At 63.1% G+C, this 21,030-nt stretch carries 15 protein-coding genes, 3 tRNA genes and 1 pseudogene; 12 read left to right on the top strand and 7 right to left on the bottom strand.

All coding sequences use genetic code 11. The features are described 5' to 3' along the window. The coding region (locus CXY81_RS04450) for an NlpC/P60 family protein (RefSeq protein ID WP_146067614.1) at positions 1-946 on the bottom strand (946 nt) is incomplete at its 3' end. Next, entirely contained in the window at positions 939-2,342 is a 1,404-nt protein-coding gene (locus CXY81_RS04455) for a M23 family metallopeptidase (RefSeq protein WP_104194113.1), read from the bottom strand. The genes CXY81_RS04455 and CXY81_RS04450, both read right to left, overlap by 8 nt. Before the next feature lie 238 nt (positions 2,343-2,580). Between CXY81_RS04455 and CXY81_RS04460 the strand changes: the two genes are divergently transcribed. The 4 genes from CXY81_RS04460 (at position 2,581) to CXY81_RS04475 (ending at position 3,918) form a co-directional block, all read left to right on the top strand. Further along, positions 2,581-2,653, top strand: a tRNA-Glu gene (locus tag CXY81_RS04460). Between the two features lie 86 nt (positions 2,654-2,739). After that, positions 2,740-2,813 (top strand) — tRNA-Asp (locus CXY81_RS04465). Positions 2,814-2,880: 67 nt separating this feature from the next. Beyond that, positions 2,881-2,953, top strand: a tRNA-Phe gene (locus CXY81_RS04470). A 380-nt stretch (positions 2,954-3,333) separates the two neighbouring features. Beyond that, positions 3,334-3,918, top strand: coding sequence for an acyltransferase (locus tag CXY81_RS04475; RefSeq protein WP_104170507.1), 585 nt, complete (start codon positions 3,334-3,336; stop codon positions 3,916-3,918). A gap of 10 nt (positions 3,919-3,928) precedes the next feature. Here the strand turns inward: CXY81_RS04475 and CXY81_RS04480 are convergent, their stop codons facing one another. Beyond that, a complete protein-coding gene (locus CXY81_RS04480; RefSeq protein WP_369828340.1) occupies positions 3,929-4,459 on the bottom strand; it encodes a neutral zinc metallopeptidase in 531 nt (176 codons plus the stop codon). A gap of 334 nt (positions 4,460-4,793) precedes the next feature. Here CXY81_RS04480 and CXY81_RS04485 point away from each other — a divergent pair. The 6 genes and pseudogenes from CXY81_RS04485 (at position 4,794) to CXY81_RS04510 (ending at position 11,654) form a co-directional block, all read left to right on the top strand. Further along, positions 4,794-5,881: pseudogene (locus tag CXY81_RS04485) on the top strand (transposase). Positions 5,882-6,188: 307 nt separating this feature from the next. Then, a complete protein-coding gene (locus tag CXY81_RS04490; RefSeq protein ID WP_233193983.1) occupies positions 6,189-7,727 on the top strand; it encodes a sugar transferase in 1,539 nt (512 codons plus the stop codon). A 37-nt stretch (positions 7,728-7,764) separates the two neighbouring features. After that, the gene (locus tag CXY81_RS04495) at positions 7,765-8,235 is read left to right on the top strand and encodes an adenylyltransferase/cytidyltransferase family protein (protein ID WP_104194115.1); all 471 of its coding nucleotides are present in this window, start codon (positions 7,765-7,767) and stop codon (positions 8,233-8,235) included. A gap of 7 nt (positions 8,236-8,242) precedes the next feature. After that, a complete protein-coding gene (gene gmd / locus CXY81_RS04500) occupies positions 8,243-9,370 on the top strand; it encodes a GDP-mannose 4,6-dehydratase (protein WP_104194116.1) in 1,128 nt (375 codons plus the stop codon). Beyond that, positions 9,367-10,344, top strand: coding sequence for a GDP-L-fucose synthase (locus CXY81_RS04505; RefSeq protein ID WP_104194117.1), 978 nt, complete (start codon positions 9,367-9,369; stop codon positions 10,342-10,344). Before gmd ends, CXY81_RS04505 begins: the two co-directional genes overlap by 4 nt. 8 nt (positions 10,345-10,352) lie before the next feature. Beyond that, a complete protein-coding gene (locus tag CXY81_RS04510; protein ID WP_104194118.1) occupies positions 10,353-11,654 on the top strand; it encodes a glycosyltransferase family 4 protein in 1,302 nt (433 codons plus the stop codon). 32 nt (positions 11,655-11,686) lie between these two features. On the opposite strand, the gene CXY81_RS04515 is transcribed toward CXY81_RS04510, so the two are convergent. Together CXY81_RS04515 and CXY81_RS04520 are read right to left on the bottom strand one after the other, a co-directional pair. Then, entirely contained in the window at positions 11,687-13,126 is a 1,440-nt protein-coding gene (locus CXY81_RS04515; protein WP_104194119.1) for a glycerophosphodiester phosphodiesterase family protein, read from the bottom strand. 63 nt (positions 13,127-13,189) lie between these two features. Continuing rightward, positions 13,190-17,263 carry a LamG-like jellyroll fold domain-containing protein gene (locus tag CXY81_RS04520; RefSeq protein ID WP_104194120.1) on the bottom strand — a complete coding sequence of 1,358 codons (4,074 nt, stop codon included), beginning with the start codon at positions 17,261-17,263 and terminating at the stop codon, positions 13,190-13,192. Between the two features lie 396 nt (positions 17,264-17,659). On the opposite strand from CXY81_RS04520, the gene CXY81_RS04525 reads away from it, so the two are divergent. Next, positions 17,660-18,262, top strand: coding sequence for a CDP-alcohol phosphatidyltransferase family protein (locus CXY81_RS04525; RefSeq protein ID WP_233193984.1), 603 nt, complete (start codon positions 17,660-17,662; stop codon positions 18,260-18,262). Here CXY81_RS04525 and CXY81_RS04530 read toward each other — a convergent pair. After that, on the bottom strand, positions 18,259-18,963 hold the full coding sequence (locus CXY81_RS04530) for a DapH/DapD/GlmU-related protein (RefSeq protein ID WP_104194122.1): 705 nt from the start codon (positions 18,961-18,963) through the stop codon (positions 18,259-18,261). The genes CXY81_RS04525 and CXY81_RS04530 overlap by 4 nt on opposite strands. Beyond that, positions 18,960-20,213 (bottom strand): lipopolysaccharide biosynthesis protein, encoded by a 1,254-nt coding sequence (locus tag CXY81_RS04535; RefSeq protein ID WP_146067615.1) that lies wholly within the window; start codon positions 20,211-20,213, stop codon positions 18,960-18,962. Before CXY81_RS04535 ends, CXY81_RS04530 begins: the two co-directional genes overlap by 4 nt. A 170-nt stretch (positions 20,214-20,383) precedes the next feature. Here CXY81_RS04535 and CXY81_RS04540 point away from each other — a divergent pair, with 170 nt between their 5' ends. After that, positions 20,384-20,986: a putative colanic acid biosynthesis acetyltransferase gene (locus tag CXY81_RS04540; protein ID WP_233193985.1), complete on the top strand. Its 603-nt coding sequence runs from the start codon at positions 20,384-20,386 to the stop codon at positions 20,984-20,986. Positions 20,987-21,030: the final 44 nt, after the last annotated feature.

Below are 21,030 nucleotides of genomic sequence, written 5' to 3' on the forward strand. Positions count from 1 at the left end.
GGGCCGCCTGGGCCGGGGTGACCGGCCGTGACGCGGGCTGCTGTGCTGCGGGCTGGGGCGCGGGCTGGGCCGCCAGCTGCCGGGGCGTGCTCTTGCCGCCCGCGGCCTTCTGGGCGTCGGCTGCGGTCTTTTGGGCGGCCGCCGCCTGCGCCCGGGCGAGGGCCGCCGTCGCCGCCTCGGCATCTTGACCGGCTCGGTAGGCGCGTTCGGCCTCGGCCGTGGTGTCCTTCAACAGGGCCAGCTGCGCGAACAGCTCGGTGGAGCGCCGCTGCTCGGTCTCGTAGGCCGTCTCGGCGGCCTGCGCGGCCACATTCGCCGCCTCGTAGCTGGCCAGCGATTCCGCGCTGAGCCGGGTGCGTTCCTCGGCAGCGGATGCCGCCTGCTCCCCGAGCGACTCGGAGGTGTTCTTATCCTGCAGTGCTTCGCGGTAGATCGTGTCCGACTGCTCACTCAGCTTGCTCGCGGTGCCGAGCCGTCCAAGCAACTCATCGGAGTTGTCGCCGTTGAGAAACAGGCTCAGCGACAGATCCTGGGCGCCGGTCTTCGCCAGGTGGGCTGCGATCAGGCCAGCCCGCAGCTTCGAGGTCGCGGCACGGGCCTCCGCCGTCTGGGCCTGCTTCGCCAGGCTCGCTTCACGGGCCGTGGCCGCTTCGAGGTCGTCCAGCGCGACCCGGTAGGCCTCCGCCGCGATTAGCGAGGCTTTGGTGGCCGCCGCCGCCGAGATCTGCAGGCCCTGGAGCATCTCGGTGATCGATTCGATCTCGGCCTGCTTGGTGGCCTCGCTGAGCTTGGCCTTAGCCACGTCGTCCCAGCTGGGGTAGCCGGGCACGGCGAACGCCGCCGGCGCCGCGACGCCCACGGATGCCGAGACAGCTCCGAGGGCGACCGCCGCGACCAGACGGGAGGGCTTCTTGCGCCACCCCCGTCGGTCGGTGTCCCTAGCCAAGGGACGCGCCCCGGTCCGACATGAACGGAACCGGGTTGATCTGGCTGCCGTTGGTGCGCACCTCGAAGTGGAGGTGGCAGCCGCTGGCCGCACCGGTCTCCCCAACGCTGGCGATGTTCTCCCCCGCGGAGACGCTCTCGCCGTTGGAGACGAAGATGCCGCCCGAGCGGATGTGGGCATACCCGGTGGAGATGCCGTTGGCGTGCTGGATCAAAACGAAGTTGCCGTAGGTTCCGTAGAGACCGGCGTAGACGACGGTGCCGCTGCTGGCCGCGTAGATTCCCGAGCCGCAGCCGGCGCCGAGGTCCGTGCCGCTGTGGAAGCCCTTGCTGCAGCCCTCGTTGCCGCAGATCTGCGCACGCGGGCCGTAGCCGTCCGTGATGCGCCCGCCGGATGGAACCGCCCAGCCACCGCCGCCGACTGAGCCGCCGGAGCTGCCGGACGAGCCTCCCCCGTTGCTCGGCCTCGCGGCCGCTGCAGCTGCGGCCGCTGCGGCCGCCCGCGCGCTGGCCGCAGCGCGCTCGACGCGCACCCGTTCCGCTTCGATGGCGGCCAGTCGCGCCCGCTCGACCACGCCGGCCTCGTAGCCGGCCGACGTGGTGGCCTGCGCATCCTGCATGAACGCCAGCTGGGCGTCGAGTTCGACTCTCTTCGCCTCCGACTCGGCCAGGGCATTGGCGGCCGCCTGCGCGGCGGCCTGCGCGGCGACGAGCGCTTCCTCGGCCGCGATGCGGAGCTTCTCGCGCTCGGCTTGGGCGACCTTGGCCTGGTCACCCAGAGACTCGGCCACGTTGGTGGCGGTCTGCGCCTGCTCGTAGACGCTGCTGCTGCGTTCGACGAGCTTACTCATGCTGCCGAGCTTGGACAGGAGCGCATCGGCGTCTTCGCCGCGCCCCTCGCCGTCGAGAAAGAGGTTCACGCTCAGGTCGGTGCCGCCGGTGCGGTAGAGCTGGGCGGCAAGTTGACCGGCCTGGCGAGTCGCGGTCGCCGCCACCGCGGAGCTCGCGGCGGACTGCGCCTCGAGGTCGGCGGCGCGCCGGCTGGCCTCGTCGAACTTCTCTTGCGCTGCCTGCAGTTCCGCTCCGCGGGCCTCGGATTCGGCTTGGGTCTGCGCCACCTGGGTCTGCAGGTCGGCGATCAGACCCTGGATCTGGCTGACCTGCGCCGAGGCGGCGGCCGTGTTGGACTTGGCGTTCTGCACGTCCTGCCACGTTGGATAGTCGATGGCCCGGGCCGGGCCGACCGGACCGATGAGGGAGACAAAGAGGGAGAGCGCAGCAACGAGACCGGTCGCCAGACTGACACGGTGGCGGCGACTGCGCCTGCTGCCCGCGGATCCGTCACCCGCCTTTCTCGCTCGTGCTTCCCGGCTGAAGGGAACTGTCGTGCGCTTCATTACTCCCCGATCGGGCTCGTTACACACATCTGCTACTGCTTGAGAACGGCTCAGAGTAACAACAACAGGGCAAAAACACCCCCCTTGAATCTAGCGGCCCGTCAAGCGAAACCTGGGAAATTCACGGGCTCAATGCCTGCGACACCCCCGGGAGGAACACTTTCTGCTCTCGATTTGAGATTCCCGGGCGGTAGACCGTATGCTTATGCGTCGGAAGCCATGAGGTTTATGGCGTCTCGGCCCCATCGTTTAGCGGCCTAGGACGGCGCCCTTTCACGGCGTTAACACGGGTTCGAATCCCGTTGGGGCTACGCATCCTGCAGGTCTGGGATGTGCAAGAATAAGGAAGTACGAAAACAGCTAGACAAAGTTCGACTCTCGTTAGCTCTTCATACGAGGCCCTGTAGCGCAGTTGGTTAGCGCGCCGCCCTGTCACGGCGGAGGTCGCCGGTTCAAGTCCGGTCAGGGTCGCACAGGCAACAAGCCCTTTCGAAAGAGAGGGTTTTTTTCCTTGGAGCGGCTTCTCGGAGCCACTTCTGGCCCTGTAGCTCAGTTGGTAGAGCGTTCGACTGAAAATCGAAAGGTCACCGGATCGACGCCGGTCGGGGCCACTGAAGGTCATTCCCAGGCTTCTACTGGGGTGGCCTTCTTTTTTTGCCTCGCAGCCCGGTATCCGTAGGCCGCCCGGGCAAGACTCCGGCTCGCAGCGCGTTCATCTCCCGAACCAAGCCCCCCCCCCCCAAGAGGTCCTAGTAGCTTGCGTCCGAACGGGGGTACATTCCGTGCTGTGACACGCTGAGAAAACGTCAGATTGTTCGCAGATATCGTGCGAGGATTCCCGGCAGCGGCGCACGCGGCAACCACCGCGGCAGCACTTCTCCGACCTGTAACCCGAACTGCAGGGAATCACCGTGAATACGCTTCTTTATCGTCGATTCCTCCGCCCCCTCGCGGAGCACCCGACCCTTTCCCTGCCGCCCGAGGGACCGTGATGGGAGTCGCGGCGTCGGCCGAGATCGATCCAAGCGCCATCATCGGCCCCGGTTGCACGATCCGCCCGCTGGTGCAGGTGCGCGAATACGCGCGGTTGGGCCCCGAGTGCGTTCTCGCCCGCGGCGCCTATATCGGACCCGGCGTCGTGGTTGGGCGGCACTGTACGATCCAGGACTACGCGGTCATCTACGAGCCTTCCCTATTGGAGGACGGGGTTTTCGTGGGCGCCGCGGCGGTCTTCACCAATGACACGCATCCTCGGGCCGTGAATCCCGACGGAACGCTCAGGGCCACCGACGACCGCGACCTCGTGGGGGTGACCGTGCGTACCGGCGCGTCGATCGGCGCCCACGCGGTCTGCATCGCCCCGCTCACGATCGGACGGTGGGCCATGGTGGCAGCCGGTGCGGTCGTCACCGAGAATGTCCCCGACTACGCCCTGGTGGTCGGCGTGCCGGCTCGGCGCACCGGCTGGGTCGGGCGCAGCGGCCTGCCCCTGCGGGCCGAGGGAGACAACCGCTTCGTGTGTCCGGTCACCGGCGAAGATTACATCGAACACGACGGCATGCTCACGCGCAACTGACTCGCCCGCCCTACAGCACCGCGTCGGCCGGCGCGAACGTGTCGCAGCTACCGGCGCCTTCGTCGAAGCCTGTCTGGAACCACCGCTGGCGCTGTTCGCTGGAGCCGTGGGTACAGGCCTCCGGGTTGACCTGGCCCTGCATGGACTCCTGGATGCGGTCGTCGCCGATCGCGGATGCCGCACTGAGAGCATCTTGAATCTGTGCCGGGGTGATGGGCATCAGCAAGGGCACTCCGCCGGTCTCGCGGGTGCCGGAGGCGGCCCCGGCCCAGGCGCCGGCGAAACAATCGGCCTGAAGTTCGACGCGCACCGCGTTGGAGCCGGCCCCGGTCTGTCCATCGTGGGAGGCCGCGAGGGTTCCATCGAGATTCTGGATGTGGTGGCCCCATTCGTGCGCCACGATGTACATTTCGGCGAGCGGGCCGCCCGACGAGCCAAAGCGGGTGCGCAGGTCGCCGAAGAACGCGGTGTCGATGTAGATGGTCGCATCCGGCGGGCAGTAGAACGGCCCGGTGGCGCTGGCGGCCCCGCCGCCGCCCACGGCGATTCCCGTGGTGCGGCCCCTCTTGCGGGCCCGGCCACCCGTCCGCCGTGCACATGATGCTCCAGCGCACCGAGAAGCGTGAGCTCCGCCCGCCCCGTTACTTTCTTCGTAGGCCCGAAAAGTGTGGACTGGATTGGTAATGGTCTGTCGGGTCCAGCATGATTATTGCCCCCAGTCGTTGATGATCCAGGGGGTGTCGTCACCGGACTCGATTGGCGACGGGTGATCGCTGATAGGGGCTCGATTAGGAGTAAAGCCGAGGTCGTTCAAATCGTGGATGCCGAGACTTGACGCCGTAGACCAGACCACGAATACGACTCATCGAGCAGTCATGATCGAAAACTATGACCGCGTCGACGTGTTCGTCGGTGTGGATGTTGGCAAAGGCGAGCACCACACCGTCGCCCTAAACCGGGGCTGCAAGGTCCTCTTCGACGAAGCATTACCGAACGACGAAGGCAAGATGCGGGCGGTGCTGGCAAAGCTGAAACAGTCCGGCACGGTGCTCGGCATCGCCGACCTCCACGGGGGTGAGGCGAAGACCGACGCTCGCGACGCCGCGATCACCGCTCAAGCCTCCCGCACGGTGCCACACGCGTTGCGGTCAATCCAGCTGGCCGATGAATCGGTCGCGGAACTGCCGATGCTGTGCAGTTTTGACGATGACATCCTCGGTCAAGTGACCGCGGCCAGCAACCGGATCCGCGGGCTACTCACCCAGATTGACCCAGCGTTGGAGCGGGTCGCGGCTCCGCACTTGGACCACCCGACGGTGTTACACCTGCTCCAGCATTATCCGCCACCGGCGGCGATGAAAGTAGCCGGCACCACCCGGATGGCCACTCGGCTGCAGAAGCCGGCCCCATGGATGGGCCGCCGCCTGGCGGAAGAAACCACCCACGCACTGGGCGAATAAACCGTCGTAGTCGTCGGCACCCATGCCGCCGCGACCCTCCTCCCGCGCTTGGCCGAACAGCTCGCCGCCCTGCGTCGGCAGCGGTCAGATATCGCAGTCTTGGTCGAGAAGTTGATAAACGACCACCCTCTGTCCTCCGTCCTGACGAGCATGCCCGGAGTCGGGATCAGGACCACAGCCCGGCTCCTCACCAAGGTCGCCGGCAAGTACTTCGAAACCGCCGGCCACTTCGCCTTCGACGCCGGCCTCGCACCCGTGACCCGACCCTCCGACTCCTCGATCCGCGGCGAACATCCCTCCCGACGAGGAAACAAGATCTTCAAACGTGCTTTTTCCTGTCCGCCTTCACCGCCCTGCGAGACCCCGCCTCACGGACCTACTACGACCTCAAAATCGCCCAAGACAAACGTCATAACCACGCCCTCATCACCCTCACCCGACAGGGATGTGATGTGATGTTCTATTCGCCATGCTGCGAAACTGAACACCAACTCGCCGCTTGATAAAAATATAGGAGCACCCCCCCCCTTCGGGGTCCGAGCCGACTTGGGCAATCGGGGGTATGGTCAGCTCTCAAGCAGGTGAATATTTATCATTTGTTGGATTGTTCGGGTTGTCTCGTTCCCTAGACAGGCTCCCCCGGGTGAATCCCATCCAGCTCTGTACACCCGAAATGCAGAGGATTTACGTGATCACGTCCGCGACGTGTCGACTTACTTGTCGACCCATTTTCACCGGCCCCACCCAGGCCGAGCCCCGAGCACTTCCCCGTGCCCTGCCGCGCTTCTTTACTGGCGGGGTGAGCAGACGTTGACGGACCCTCGACCGCGCCTGCCCTTTGCGGGGCGCCTCCCCAACGCCCAGCCGAAGCTGGCCCTGGTGCCGGAACCGGCGCTCAAGAACCCAGTCAGCGTCGACGCGAAGTCGTCCGGTCTGGTCTGGGCCAGACAGTTTCGGGCGAAACTTTTGATGAGCGACGTGGGCATCGTCACGACCGCGGTCGCGACAGCCCTGATCGTCAGGTTCGGCGGTGAGGATGCCCAAGCATCCGTCGGCGGATATCGGGCCGACTACTGGCTGGTCGCCCTGCTCATCGCGCTCAGCTGGATCGCGACCCTGGGGGTCTTCCACACCAGGGACTCCCACGTCATTGGTATCGGGGCCACCGAGTACAAACAGGTGATCAACGCGAGCGCGATCTCCTTTGGCCTCCTCGCCATCGGCTTCCTGGCATTCCAGGTCGACGTCGCGCGCGGCTTCTTCGTGCTCGCACTCCCCCTTGGCATGTTCGGCCTCGTCCTGGAACGTTGGCTGTGGCGCCGGTGGTTACTGCGTCAGAGGCTCTTCGGCCACTACCTAGCGCGAGTCATCGTGGTGGGCAATCGCGCCGATGTCGAGTACGTGGTCGGCCAGATCGAGAATGCCGGCGCCACCTACTACGTGGTGGGGGTGGCACTCGCGAACGGCTCGGAGTCCCCGGTGAAAATCGAAAGCCGAACGATTCCGGTGGTTTCCGATCCGGCACACGTCGCCGTCGCGGCCGCCGATCTTGCCGTCGATACGGTGATCGTCGCGGGCCAGCCTAGCTGGGGGAGCGAGTACATCCGCACCCTCGGCTGGCAGCTGGAGGGGACATCCGCAGACCTGGTGCTGTCCAATCAACTCACGGATGTCGCCGGTCCTCGTATCCATTTCCGGCCGGTCGAGGGCTTGCCCCTGATCCACGTTGAGATCCCGCAGTTCGAGGGCACAAAGCACGTACTCAAACGATTCCTGGACATCGGCGTGTCCGGGATCGCACTTCTTGTCTTCTGGCCGCTCCTGGTGGCTATCGCGATTGCGGTGAAGCTCGACTCTCCTGGTCCCGTCCTCTTTCACCAGGAGCGGTGCGGGCGCAACGAACGCACCTTCCTCATGGTCAAATTCCGTTCCATGGTGCAGACGGCAGAGGACGACCTCGCAGGCCTGCTCGACCAGAACGAGGCATCCGGGGCGCTGTTCAAGATTCGCAATGATCCGCGCATCACTCGGGTAGGACGTGTGCTCCGCAAGTACTCGCTGGACGAACTTCCTCAGCTCTGGAACATCCTGGTCGGGAACATGAGCCTCGTGGGCCCGCGCCCACCACTTCCGGTGGAGGTTGAAGCCTACGAAACTCACGTGCACCGGCGTCTCTATATCAAGCCGGGCCTGACGGGGATGTGGCAGGTCAACGGCCGATCGAATCTGAGCTGGGAGGACAGCGTGCGGCTCGACCTCTATTACGTGGAGAACTGGTCGCTGGCTGGTGACCTGATCATCATCTGGCGCACTTTCAAAACCGTCATGCGCCCGGTGGGTGCGTACTGATGGCGAACGAGAAAAACCGATCAACGGAGGAATCACCGTGACAAGAACAGTCGGCTACGCTGGCGGGGCTTTCGACCTCTTTCACATCGGCCACCTCAACATTCTCAAACACGCGAAGAACCAGTGCGACTATTTGATCTCCGGCGTGCTCTCAGACGAGATGCTCCTGGTGACCAAGGGTTCACTACCCGTTGTGCCGTTGGCCGAGAGGCTTGAGATCGTTCGTCATATCGCCTTTGTCGATGAAGCGGTAGCTGAAATCACCGAAGACAAAATAGCCACCTGGCGCTCACTTCGCTTTGACGTCTATTTCAAAGGCGACGATTGGAAGGGCACCGAGAAGGGGCGCCGTCTTGAGCATCAGTTCGCCGAGGTGGGCGTAGAAATCGTCTACTTTCCGTATACTCTTTCGACCTCGAGCACGGCCCTTCGCCTTGCACTGACGGCCCTGTCCTCCAACGCGCCGAGCAACCAACCGGTTCATGACTTCAGCAACAGCGAGCGATAGGACGACCATGGTTCCGAAACGGGCACTCATCACCGGGGTAACTGGCCAGGACGGCTCCTATCTGGCCGAGTTTCTTCTGTCCATGGGCTATGAGGTGCACGGACTCAAGCGCCGCTCGTCGCAGCTCAACACACAGCGAATCGATCACATTTATCAGGACCCGCACGAGCACAACGCGCGCTTCTTCCTACATTTCGGGGACCTCTCCGACTCCTCAAACCTCACTCGCATTATTCACGAGGTGCAGCCGGATGAGATCTACAACCTGGGTGCACAATCCCATGTTGCAGTGAGCTTCGAAATGCCCGAATATACCGCTGACATCGACGCTCTGGGCACCCTGCGACTACTAGAGGCGGTGAGATTGCTGGGGATGACGGACAGGGTCAGGTTCTACCAGGCCTCGACATCTGAACTGTTCGGACTGGTCAGGGAGTCACCTCAGAGCGAGATCACACCCTTTTATCCCCGTTCTCCGTATGCGGTCGCCAAGCTGTACGCCTACTGGATGACCGTGAATTACCGAGAGTCCTACGGGATGTACGCCTGCAACGGGATTCTTTTCAATCACGAATCCCCACGCCGCGGTGAAACGTTCGTGACGAGGAAAATCACTCGGGCCATCGCCAACATCACCCAAGGTCTCGAGCCCTGCCTGTTCCTCGGAAATCTGAACTCTCTTCGCGACTGGGGCCACGCACGCGACTACGTTCGGCTGCAATGGATGATGCTCCAGCAGGATTCACCGGAGGACTTCGTGATTGCAACGGGAGTGCAATATTCTGTGCGCGAATTCGTCGAATGGTCGGCGAGCGAGCTCGGCATCACCCTGAGATTCGAGGGTGGGGGACTTAACGAGATCGGCATTGTCGACAGCGTCGTCGGCGACCTGTCGCCTGCCGTTCACCCCGGTGATGTCATCGTACGAGTCGATCCCCGTTACTTCAGACCAGCCGAAGTCGACACCCTGCTCGGCGACTCGACACGCGCGCGCCTCAAGCTGGGCTGGCTGCCGGAGATCAGCGTGCGAGACATGTGCGCGGAAATGGTCGCTTCCGACCTGATGATCGCGCAGAAGACCGCCCTCCTGAAAAGTCACGGTTTTCCCTCCCTCGTGTCCCTGGAAAGCTGGTGAACCGCAACACCGGTGCTGCTGTCTATGTCGCGGGACACAACGGAATGGTGGGTTCGGCGATCGTGCGCCGACTCATGTCGTTGGGTTACGTCCACATCGTGACTGCCAGTCATTCGGAACTCGACCTTGTTGACCAGCGAGCAGTTCAAGGCTTCTTCGAGAGCAATCGCATCGATGAGGTCTATCTCGCCGCCGCGAAAGTCGGCGGCATTGAAGCCAACAACTCCTCACCGGCAGATTTCATCTACGACAACCTCCTGATCGAGGCCAACATCGTCAAGACCTCACACGACTTCGGCGTTTCGAAGCTTCTTTTTCTCGGCTCGTCCTGCATTTATCCCAAGTCCGCCCATCAGCCGATGGCCGAAGACGCCCTCCTGACCGGCGCGCTCGAAGCCACCAACGAACCGTATGCCATCGCCAAGATCGCCGGAATCAAACTGTGCGAGAGCTTCAATCGCCAGTACGGGCGGGACTACCGAAGCGTGATGCCCACGAATCTCTATGGTCCTGGAGACAACTATCACGCATCCTTCAGCCATGTCATCCCCGGTTTGCTCAGGCGTTTCCACGACGCACGAGAAAGCGGGGAGGATGAGGTGGTCATTTGGGGCAGCGGCAACCCGCGACGGGAATTCCTTCATGTAGACGATATGGCGGCGGCCAGCGTGCACATCATGGAACTAAACCGGGAGGTGTACCAGGCCAGCACTTCGCCGATGCTGTCGCACGTCAACGTCGGGACCGGCTCGGAATGCAGCATCAGCGACCTGGCGTTGGCGATCGCGAAAGTCACCCGCTTCACCGGCCGTCTGACTTTCGACAACAGCAAGCCCGACGGCACCCCGCGAAAGTTGATGGACGTTACCCGCATCCAGGCGCTGGGCTGGAAACCGACGATCGATCTCGAGGACGGCCTTGAAGACGCTTACGCCTGGTTTGTTTCCCATCAAGCAAATTTTCGCGGGCGGTGAGCGGGCAGATGAGGATCACCATCATCGGACTGAACTATTCCCCCGAGCCGACCGGCATCGCCGTCTACACCGCTGGGCTCTCGGAGGCACTGGCCGCGACCGGTCACCCGGTAGCTGTGATCACCGGCAATCCCCATTACCCGCAATGGCGTATCTACGACGGCTACGGCGGCCACAATCGCGCAGACGGGCGTGAACATGAGCACGAAAGAATTAGAGGTGTCAACGTCACCAGGGTCCCGCATGGTGTGCCGTCGCGACCGCGTCTGTGGAACCGATTGGGCATGGAACTCGGCTTCGGGATTCGGGCAATGTTCAGCAAATGGGACAAGCCCGACGTCGCCGTGCTGGTCACGCCGGCCTTGTTCTCCGTGGGCGCGGCGATGCTGCGTGCGCGCCTGGTCCACACCAACACCTGCATTTGGGTGCAGGACATCTACAGCCTCGGAGTGTCCGAGAGTGGAACAGGGGGCCACCTGGCCACCTGGCTGCTCCGCCGAATCGAGCGGTCCATCCTTCGCAGTGCGAACACGGTCGTCGTGATCCACGAGCGGTTCAAACGCTATCTGGTTGAGGAGCTGGCCATCGACGTCAACTCCGTTGAGGTCGTTCGCAATTGGTGCCATACCGACTACTCGAGCGACCACCGTCGGGAAGAAGTGCGCACCTCACGCGGCTGGAAATCGGACGATATCGTCGTCCTCCACGCGGGGAACATGGGTGCCAAACAGGCCCTCGAGAATGTTGTCCACGCTTCAGAGATCGCAGAGAAGCGGGGATCGAGAGTGAGATTCGTTCTCCTCGGCGACGGAAACAAACGGCACCAACTCGAAGCCATGGGCGGAAACCGCCGTCTCGACTTCATCGATCCCCTACCCGAAGGAACGTTCCAGGCGACCCTCTCAGCCGCGGACATCCTGCTCGTCAATGAGCGGCCTGGCTTGACGGAAATGTGCGTACCGAGCAAACTCACGACGTATTTCAACACGGGGTTACCCGTCATCGCGGCAACTGATGAATCCAGCGTCACTGCCGATGAGCTTGCGTTGGCCGGCGGCGGAGTCAGAATTAACGCCGCGGTCCCTGGCGACCTGGTGGACGCGGCGGAGATGCTCGGTAGCGATGCGGAGTCTTCGGCCGCGTACGGGGCGGCCGGGCGGCGGTTCTCGGCCGGCTTCCTTTCCTCAGATTCTGCAATCAGCCGGTTTCGGCGAATTCTGGAGCAGGGAGCATGTGACAGCGGTGTTGAGAAAGATCGGTTGGCAAGTCCTTTTCTGACCGGGGCAACGGATGCATACGAACCGAAGTAAAGCGGAAATGGAAAGCCCAGAACGAATGGACGTCAACTGACAAGGATTGACCTGAATTCGACCGGCGGTCCGTCCTGGTAGTTCTTGCACAGCCAGAAATAGCCTCCCCGGTAGCTCGCATCATCTATTTCCATCGACCAGCCCGCACCGTCAAGTCGCAGGATGCGAATACTGTTTGCGAGGACTTCGATCTGGAGACGCACCCATTCCGAAGCCCGGGGTGGGGCGGTCAGCATGGCTTTCAACTGCGTGCCATCGGTCGTCCCCGCGACCCGGCTGAACAATTCAAGGGAGCCATTCGCCCGGAGAATCATGTGGTACGCGGACACATCGCTAGCCGCCCTGACTCGGTAGGGCCGGTCGTCTGCGGCCCCGAAAGCGATCCCGGCGTGCTGCTCCGCCCTCGGAAGCGATTCCGGCCAACGGAGCTCACACGTGATCCGATACGAGCCGGGACCCACCGGGCACATTGAGCCCATCAGGTAGCTCTGCACGTCCCGGTGGCGCAGTGCCACGGATGCGGCGCCCGCATCGATCAGGGGCTGCACCTGGGTGCCCTCGTCAATGGTCCAGGGCAGGTCGCCGGCGGCCCGCAGCCCGGTTTCGAAGGAGTCACCTTGACTCCCAGCGGTCGTCCCGGTCACGTAGGGCAGATTGGAGCACATCATCCCGGCCACGCCCAGGTCGCTCATCCGGTCACGCATCGAGCGATAGTGCACCTCCCATGCGATAACCGGTTTGCCGAAGCCCACCAACTTGGCCACCTGCGCATCCGTCGCCCTGTGTGATACCCCGAGCAAATCGAAACGCGGCGCAAGTTCATCTGCACGCTCGAAAAGTTCCGGAGTGAAATATCCCCAGGTTGTGTAACCGTGCCCGTCGACCAGTGCGTATTGCGTTGCACCTGCCCATTGTTTCCACACGAAATGCTCCGTGGAGTGCGAGTAGCTGTCCATGACCTTGAGCAGGGCTTTCGTGTTGGTGCCTTGCTTGTCTTCGAGGAAGATCACGTGCGTTGTGGCGAAGGCATCCAATACGTCCGCGAGCAACGGCAGCGGTTCCTGTTCTGCCGCGGGGCCGAGCCAGGCTCTCGCGTCGCTGCGGAGTTGCGACAGTTCCTCCCAGGTGACTTCCGCGATCGGGAGGTCGACACCCGTCATCCGCTTGGTCGTCAGATCGTGATGGCACACGAACACGCCGTCTGAGGTGGCGCTGACCGAGACTTCGATCGCTTTGGCCCCACTATCGATCGAGCGGCTGTACGAATCGAAGCTGTGCTCAACCCAGTTGTCTCCGGAGCCACGGTGAGCTATGTAGAACGGTGTCGTTCCGAGGAGCTCTCCGATCGCATATCGTGCAGCAGCAGCCGGGGGAACGGCGACCGGGGGCACGGGCGCGGCTGCGGGTGCGGCTTGGCAGGCCGACAGCAGCAGTGTCGTGGCGCCAGCCAGGAGGAACTGCCTGCGGTTCATTGACGGCAGGGATGGAGCACGGCTGGTGTCAGCCGTGCTCCGTCCCTCGATACCGCTGGACACCTAGCCCGCTGTGTAGGTCAGGGTGAGCAGTGGGCGATACGTCGCGTTGGTGCTGTTGGTCGACCACAGCCGGAGGTTGTCCAGGCCTGCACTCACGAGCGCGACGGACACCGTTGAACCAGCGAGAGTTCTTAGCTGCGCCGCATCGAGCGTGACCGAGTAAGCCGTGTTCGTTGCCGATGCGCCGGTGAGGCTCCCCAGGTCCGCGCCCAGACCGGTGGGCCGGTTGTTCCAGTTCACCGAACCCTCCGTCCAATTCCCACTCAGCAGCTTGAACATTTGGGCGTCCGCCGTTGCCGCAGTGGTGTCGGTCGAGGTTCGGACCCGCAGTGTCGCTCCGCTGAGCACAGTGGCCTCCGGCGCGGCCGGAATAGCGAACTTCAGGTACGACTCGATGGGCGAAGTGCCGGCGCCCCTCGACGACAACTGGACATCCGATCCGAAGTTGGTCGTGGGAAGCACCCTGTAGACCATCGCATCCTCACTGGCGCCGGCCGTCAGCACCACCGGCTGCGGCGGAGCGGCCGCAACCGTCGCCGTCGCGGCGCCAGAGGCAGCACTCACGTTGCCGGAAGCATCACGCGCCACCACCTTGTAGAAGTAAACACCCGCCGCCAGACCGGAATCCGAGTACGCCGCAACCGAGACATCTGCGATCTTGTTCGACGCATCGGCGACGAACTCAGCCGTAGACCCCCGGTACACCGAATAACTCGTCACCGCGACATTGTCCGTCGACGCCGTCCAGGCCACCGAAACCGCACTCCCCGACACCGACGCCGTTAGACCGGTCGGAACACTCGGCACGACAGTGTCGGGGGTCGCCACCGTCGCAGGTACCGACGCGGAAGCCGGGCTGGCGTTGCCTCTAGCGTCGTAGGCGACCACGACGTAATGATACGTACCGTCGGCGAGCCCTGGATCCGTATAGGACGGAGCTGTCACGTCGGCGATCTTGTTCGTGGCGTCAGCGACGAAGCCGGATGCAGACCCGCGGTGCACCGAATAACCGGTGACGCCGACATTGTCAGTTGACGGAGCCCATGCCAGCGCGACGGAGCCGTTCGAGACGGTTGATGTCAGGCTGGCGGGAACGCTCGGCGCTATGGCATCGGGAGCGGTGCTGGAGCCCAGCTCGTAGTGAGCCGCGACGGCTGCTGCGCTCAGTGCCGACGGATAGACCGCCACTTCGTCGAGCATGCCCGCAAAGTAGGGACTCGCGGGCTGCGAGGGCCAGCTATTGAGGTTGCCACCACCGGCACGCCAGTAGCCGTCGAACGCTTGGTTGAAGTTGGTAGGGTTCGAGCCGACCTCTGCGCCATCCAGGTAGAGCTTCATCCCATCGGGTCCCTGCGTGCCCACTACGTGATGCCAGGCGTTATTGTTGAATCCCGCCGGCGATTCGATGAATTGGAAGCCCCCGACGTACACGCCGAAGATGATGCTCCCGGAATTGGTCAGGTAGATCTGCTTGTCGTAATTCGAACCCTGACCGTTCGCGACATTCTCAAAGCCGACGATCTTCCCGCCGGATGTCGTGTCCGTCTTGAACCAAGCTTCCGTAGAGAACTGGGCGACCGACGAGCGTGCGGTCTTGGTCGCAATGCCGCCGTCCTGAGTTCCGCTGGTCTGCACGGCAGTCCCGACCTTGATCGCCTTCGGCTGCTGCAGCTGGACTGCAGCGCCGTATTCTCCTTCGCTCTGGCCGTCGAACGATGAGTCTTTCGCCGTGCTTCCAGAGGTCTCGTCGAGGCGCCAGTACACATCAGGCTCGTCCGTGTAGATCCTGGCTCCATACGCGTCTGTCGGAGTCGGCGGAACGGCGGGGGTCCCCCCAGCGAGAGTGAAGTGCTGGGCAATCTGCGCGGCGCTCAAGGCGGATCCATAGACCGCGGTGTCGTCTATCTGACCGCCGAAGAAGGCGCTAGACGGCTGGCTGGGCCATCCATTCAGGTTGTCGCCACCGACATGCCAGTTGCCGCTGTATTGCTGGCTGGTGCTGGTGGCGTTCTGGCCCACCCGGACGCCGTCCACGAACAACTTCATCCCGGTCCCGCTCTGGGTTGCCACGATGTGGTGCCACTTATCATCGTTGTACGACGAGGTCGTCTTGATCGTTTCGGTGCGACCGATGTAGACACCGAAGGTCAGGCGACCTTGGTTATCCATGTAGATGTGTTTGTCGTAGCTCCCGCTCAGGTTCGTGTTGCCAGTCCCGGTGTTCGGCCGACCATCCCCGAACCCGATGATCTTCCCCCCTTGGGTCGACGTCGTCCTGATCCAGGTTTCGATCGAGTACGTGGTGGGTGCCGGTTTCTGCTGGTCGCTCCAGATGTAGCCATCAGTCCCGTTGAACGCTGCGGAGGTGTTGGTGTCACCGGCGATCGCGCCAGCCGCCCGGTAGGTGACGCCGTTCTTGTACAGGCCGTTCAGGCCCGTGACCGTGGCACCGGACTTGTCTTGCGCCCAAGGACCGGAGGCCTCATCCATGCGCCAGTACAGCTTGGCTCCGTCCTGGATCACCTGGCTGGGGTAGTCAACCCCCTTGGTGACGGCGCGGGCTGCGACCGACGCCGAGAGCGGACTGGTGTTGACGCCGTCATTCGCCGTCACCCGGTAGGTGTAATTCGTGCCAGCGGTAACGTTCGTGTCGACGACGGTCACCTGCGGACGGGTCCACCACAGGGAACTGGCTAGGCCGGTCCAAATGGGGGTCGCCCCGCCATTCCGGTAGACGTTGTACGTCAAGGCACTGTCATCAGGGTCGACCACGGTACGGAAGCGAATCTGGTTGGCACCCGAGGTGAGCGCCTCGGCCGCAACGACCGGGGTGGGCGGCGCACCGACGTCATCCGGACCGAACCGCGTGAGGCCCTGCTGGACTGTGCCGTTGACGACGGTGAACTCACCGCCGTACCAGAGGTACTTCTTTCCCGTTGTGGCACCGGTGGCAATGGTGAGCGCTCGAGGGCCGATGCCTTCGCCTGTGCCGTCATTTGAAGTCGGGAACCAACCCAGCAAAGCCGAGTCTGAGGCGTTCTGCGCCATGAAGAACGTACGTTTCCCGTCAGGGAATGCGTTAATCGATGAGCAGTCGTGCGCGTGACTCGCGGAATACAGGGTCCCTTGGTGTTCGAGCACCGCCTGTGTCGCGCCCAGGCAGTTGTCGCGCCAGGTTTGGTCGAGCGTGCTCCAATTGATGGCGAAGCGACCGTCGAAGACTCCGCCCCCCGTTCCCTCGTTACCTCCGTAAAACGACGTGCCGTCCGACCACAGGGACTTGGTCACCGATGTCCGCGGAATGAAGCCGAGGGGGTAGTCACGCACGTTCGCGCCGGTGGTCGAATCGACGACCGCGATGGAGTGGGAGTCTTGACCGTTGACCGTGAAAAAGTCACCACCGATGGCAACTTTGGTTCGGTCGGGCGAAACGGCCACGGCCCGCCCGATAGTCTCAACCGCCGGGGCCCAGGGCAGAAGCGCCCCTGACGTCGCGTCCACCGCTGCAAATCGCTTGCGCACCTGGCCGCCGACGGACTGGAACTCTCCAGCCAGGTACAGAGTGGACGAGGTGGCAGTCATGCCGAAGACGAATGAGGACATCCCCGCCACCCGGAACGGCTTGACGGTGCAGGCGACCGGGTCGATCGCGGCAACCCGCGCGGCGTTCACTCCGCCGACGGTCGAAAAATTACCCCCGATGTAGATGGTGTTGCCGTCAGGTGACGCAATCACCGAGCGCACGGTTGGCGTGGCCCCGTTCAGAGTCATGGCAAATTGACAGCTGTCGGGGGCCCCTGTCTCCGCGTTGAAAATGGCCAGCGTGCCCTGGTTCCTCGGCACTCCCGTACCGCCGCTGGGCGGCCTGATCTGAGAAAATGTTCCGCCCGCCACAACTTTTCCATGCACCGTGCCGACCCCGTAGACGACGCCGTTCGTCTGCCAAGTCGAAAGGTTGTCCGCGCTGAAAGAGACGCCGGCGGAGAGCGCCGACGCCGGTTGCGGCACGGAACTCGCCGTGACGAGTCCGGCTACAACAGCCACGGTCGTAAATATTGCGGCAAGCGTTCGCATAGCTTCCTGTCCCTCGGGTGAACAGCCTCGTCGCCGAAAAGCTCGGATGACTGCGAATTAACTATGAGATCCAGACTCACGCGGCCTCGGAGCGCTTTGGGTAAGAAAAGCATTGCTCATGTTTTGCGAGAGGAGGTATCGGCGGAAACGTACGCCCTGTGCGCCACACGCGCAATGCCCCGAGGAGTGACGAGTAACGAGGGGCTACCATGAGCCGAAGACGGGGCACCTGCCCTCGCTTCATCAATTCGAGGATGGCCCGTGATGACACAGTTTCGTGGAACTCACGCACAGCTTGCGAGTGCGCAAAAGGCACAGGCCGGGGTGTCTCTGTACACGCGATACGTCAACCGGCCGTTGGGGCGCGTGCTGGCCTCGGTGTGTTTCGGACTCCGGATGACGCCCAATCAGGTGACCGGGCTGTCGGCCCTTGCGACAGGCGGGGGTCTTGTTCTCCTGGTCAGCGGAGAACCAAGCCCGCTCCGAGCCGCCGGCGTAATGGTCCTCCTCGTTCTCGGCTTCGCACTGGATTCGGCAGACGGTCAGGTCGCGCGCCTGACCGGTCGAGGTTCCCCCGCAGGCGAGTGGCTCGACCACGTCGTGGACGCCGGCAAGATCGTTGCCGTCCACGCCGCGATCCTCATCACGGCGTACCGATTCTGGTCGCCGGAGCCGATCTGGTATCTCGTGCCCCTCGCATTCCAGGTCGTGTCCGTAGTCACCTTCGTGGGCGGCCTGCTGACGGAGCTGCTCCTGCGTCGTTCAGCCGAAGCAGCCTCAACTGCCCCGGCCATCGGCGAGGGCAGGGTTCGGCGCCCCTCGAGAGCGAGGGCCATTGCTCTGCTGCCGGCCGACTACGGGATCCTCTCGCTCAGCTTCATCCTCACTGGTTGGCCTGGTGCCTTTGTCGTGGTCTACAGCCTGCTCTTGGCCGCCAACACGCTGATAATGGCGTTACTGCTCGGCAAATGGTTCCACACACTGTCTGCCCGCAGCTAAAGCGCGTCTTCCACAGTTTCTCCCGTGGCCGGAATGAAGACCCGGCTGGTTCCCGTGGCGGAACGCTCGAACCACTCGCCGTCGATCGGCCCGCGGAGCACAGCCGGAACACCGGCCCACAGTCCGGGCAAAGCGCCCGATCTCGCACGGGCGAGCACCGATCCCCCCGCAAGTACCGACCGGTCAGGCAGAACAGCGCCGCCAAAAAACAAACAGCGCGCTCCGACAAAACTCCGCGCTCCAATTCGCACCGGATACGCCGCTTGGGCATTTCGTTTAACGTCGATGCTGTGAGTCACAATTTTGGTTTCGTGCCCTGCGACACTGGAATACTCCCCGATGACTATGGATCCGGAGCAATCGAGCTGATGCCGGCTCGTAATTTTTGAATGAGGCCCCATTTCCAGTACCGCGCCGTTCGGGTAGAGCCGCTTATACACGGGGTGGGATGAAATGACGTTCAAGCGGCCGATCGATGCGTCATCACCAATCGACACTCGTCGCATGTTCTTGAGCAAATTCCATCGACCGATCCGGCTGTTCGCTCCCATTGAAACCTGTGTCACCCGAAGGACGAGACACGATCGAGCGATTGCGGTCGGATGAATGTCGTGGCCGATCGAGCGAAGGAGCCGGTTCTTAGCCGTGCTCGCCGGTAGCGCCCAAGCCAGCGCCCGTATCGCGTCTTTGATCTGACTCACGAGCCGCTCACCTCGATTTCCGGATCCATTGTGACGTCGAGTGCGCCCTCATTGCGATGGGCGATTGCGCGGCGCATGCCTAAGAGTTCGAGTAGCAGCCTGAGCGAAAGCCCGCCGAGAATACCACAGAGTGCACCCTCTGCCCCCCACAGCACTGCTCCAATAGCGACGCAGGGGAGGCCGACCAGAGATCCGATGGCTGTCGCTCTGGTCACCACATCGAGTCTGCGCAATGCCGCCAGGCAGGCCTTGCTGACGACCGCTTCGATCAGGCTCACTCCGGTGATGAGCGCCATCAGCATCAAGGTGAGAAAGGACGGTTTGATCTGGCCGCCGCCGAGCCAACCCACCAGTTCCGGGGCTATGGCCAGCATGAGACCAACGAGCGCAACCGCGAACACCACGGCGGCGGCCAGCCCCTTCCGCACTCGGCGGACGAGATCCTGGTTACGAGCCTTCGGCACCCAGCCCTGGAGGATCGTGACAAAGGGCCCTAGTCCCACGATCACCTGGCGCTGCACCTTCTCGACAACGGCGTAAACCGGCTGCGCGCCCGGGGCAATCAACGACACAATGACAATCGGGGTCGAGGTATATAGCGAGGAAAGCACGGTCGAGGTGACACCCAGCCGCTGCGAAGCAAGCACCACCTTAACCCGCCTGCGCGGAAGCGACCGGAGTCGTCGGAATTTCCATGGTCGCAAGATCCACACGGTGGAGGCCACGAATGCCGCCACCATCCCGATCAGCTGCCAGAGCACACCCACGAGAGCGCTTGACCCGTGAGTCATGTAGAAAATGCCGATTCCGGTACCGAGCACCCGCGGGATGGTTTCCAAAACCAAGAGTCGGTACGGTTGCATGAGACCGACGAACCACCAGTTCGCCGTCAGTCCCACGGTCGCGGTGGACAGAGCGCCCACTCCGGCGAAAACGGCGTAGTCGCGACCGACACTCCAAGCCACAAAAAAAACAAGAAGGCTGATCGGAACAATGATCAGCAGCTTGCAGATAACCGACTCTGCATATGCGGTGAGCCGCATGTGCGCGTCTGCCCTCGCCACGGAAGCCGGCCCGGAGAGCCCCCAGCCGTAAGCGACGATTACCGCACCCACTCCGCCGATGGACTGGCCTGCAGCAATCATTCCCCACGCCGCCGCGCCGCTTGCCGCGACCATCGAGGGGATGACCGCAAGCGAGACAACGGCCAGGAGCACCATAGAAATCGAATATCCGATGATGGTGTTCATGCTTGCGCGAACGCGCCTCAGCCGTCTGCTGCGCGGCGCACCTGCCCTCATCGCACCCTCATCTCGTCAGCCCACGCTCAGATCGACGGGGTTGCATGCGAACAAGCTAGCAGCACATCGTTCAACGGGATATCTAGCCGCTGATCGGTTGTCTGCGTACACTGACCGTCATGTCAGTCAACGACGCGAGACCACAGATGGCCCAACCGTCAGGTCTCCCTCGCCGGAATCTGGCCGGATTCTCTGGCGCGGGCTACGAACGGGGGCGGAATTCGCTCTGGCAGATCGCCTGGCTGCTCATCTCCGGACTCGTCGTTATCCGGTGGTGGTGCCCGGCCCGTCTCCGCGTGGTGCTCCTACGGCTTTTCGGAGCCACGATCGGTGACAATGTCTTGATCCGCCATCGCGTGCGCATCCACTGGCCATGGAAACTGGTCGTCGGTGACAACTCGTGGATTGGTGAAGAAGTCTGGATTCTGAATCTCGAGCCGGTGGTCATTGGAAGTGACGTGTGCATTTCCCAGGGTGTCATGCTGTGCACGGGCAGCCATGACCGCACCTCGCAGACATTCGAGTTCGATAATGCGCCGATTGTCGTGGAAGACGGCGCCTGGATCGCGGCCAGGGCAACAGTTCTCCGAGGCAGCAGGATCGGCCAGGACAGCGTCATCGGCGCGACGGCTCTCGTATCCGGGACCGTGCCCGCCCGCGCACTTCTGCGAGCTCCGCGCGCGGAACGACAAGCACTCTCACAGGACCGGGACCAGACCTGAATGCGTGTGCTCTCCATCGTGACACTCGTCAGTCCCAACGGTGA

The organism is Cryobacterium sp. M25, from assembly GCF_002929635.1.
GTDB classification, from domain to species: domain Bacteria; phylum Actinomycetota; class Actinomycetes; order Actinomycetales; family Microbacteriaceae; genus Cryobacterium; species Cryobacterium sandaracinum.

Excerpts from the sequence above, each read along its gene's own strand:
- CXY81_RS04455 (WP_104194113.1), bottom strand. The coding sequence starts at position 2,342 with ATGAAGCGCACGACAGTTCCCTTCAGCCGGGAAGCACGAGCGAGAAAG.
- CXY81_RS04475 (WP_104170507.1), top strand. The coding sequence starts at position 3,334 with ATGGGAGTCGCGGCGTCGGCCGAGATCGATCCAAGCGCCATCATCGGC.
- gmd (WP_104194116.1), top strand. The coding sequence starts at position 8,243 with ATGGTTCCGAAACGGGCACTCATCACCGGGGTAACTGGCCAGGACGGC.
- CXY81_RS04510 (WP_104194118.1), top strand. The coding sequence starts at position 10,353 with ATGAGGATCACCATCATCGGACTGAACTATTCCCCCGAGCCGACCGGC.
- CXY81_RS04515 (WP_104194119.1), bottom strand. The coding sequence starts at position 13,126 with ATGAACCGCAGGCAGTTCCTCCTGGCTGGCGCCACGACACTGCTGCTG.
- CXY81_RS04520 (WP_104194120.1), bottom strand. The coding sequence starts at position 17,263 with ATGCGAACGCTTGCCGCAATATTTACGACCGTGGCTGTTGTAGCCGGA.
- CXY81_RS04525 (WP_233193984.1), top strand. The coding sequence starts at position 17,660 with ATGACGCCCAATCAGGTGACCGGGCTGTCGGCCCTTGCGACAGGCGGG.
- CXY81_RS04535 (WP_146067615.1), bottom strand. The coding sequence starts at position 20,213 with ATGAACACCATCATCGGATATTCGATTTCTATGGTGCTCCTGGCCGTT.
- CXY81_RS04540 (WP_233193985.1), top strand. The coding sequence starts at position 20,384 with ATGTCAGTCAACGACGCGAGACCACAGATGGCCCAACCGTCAGGTCTC.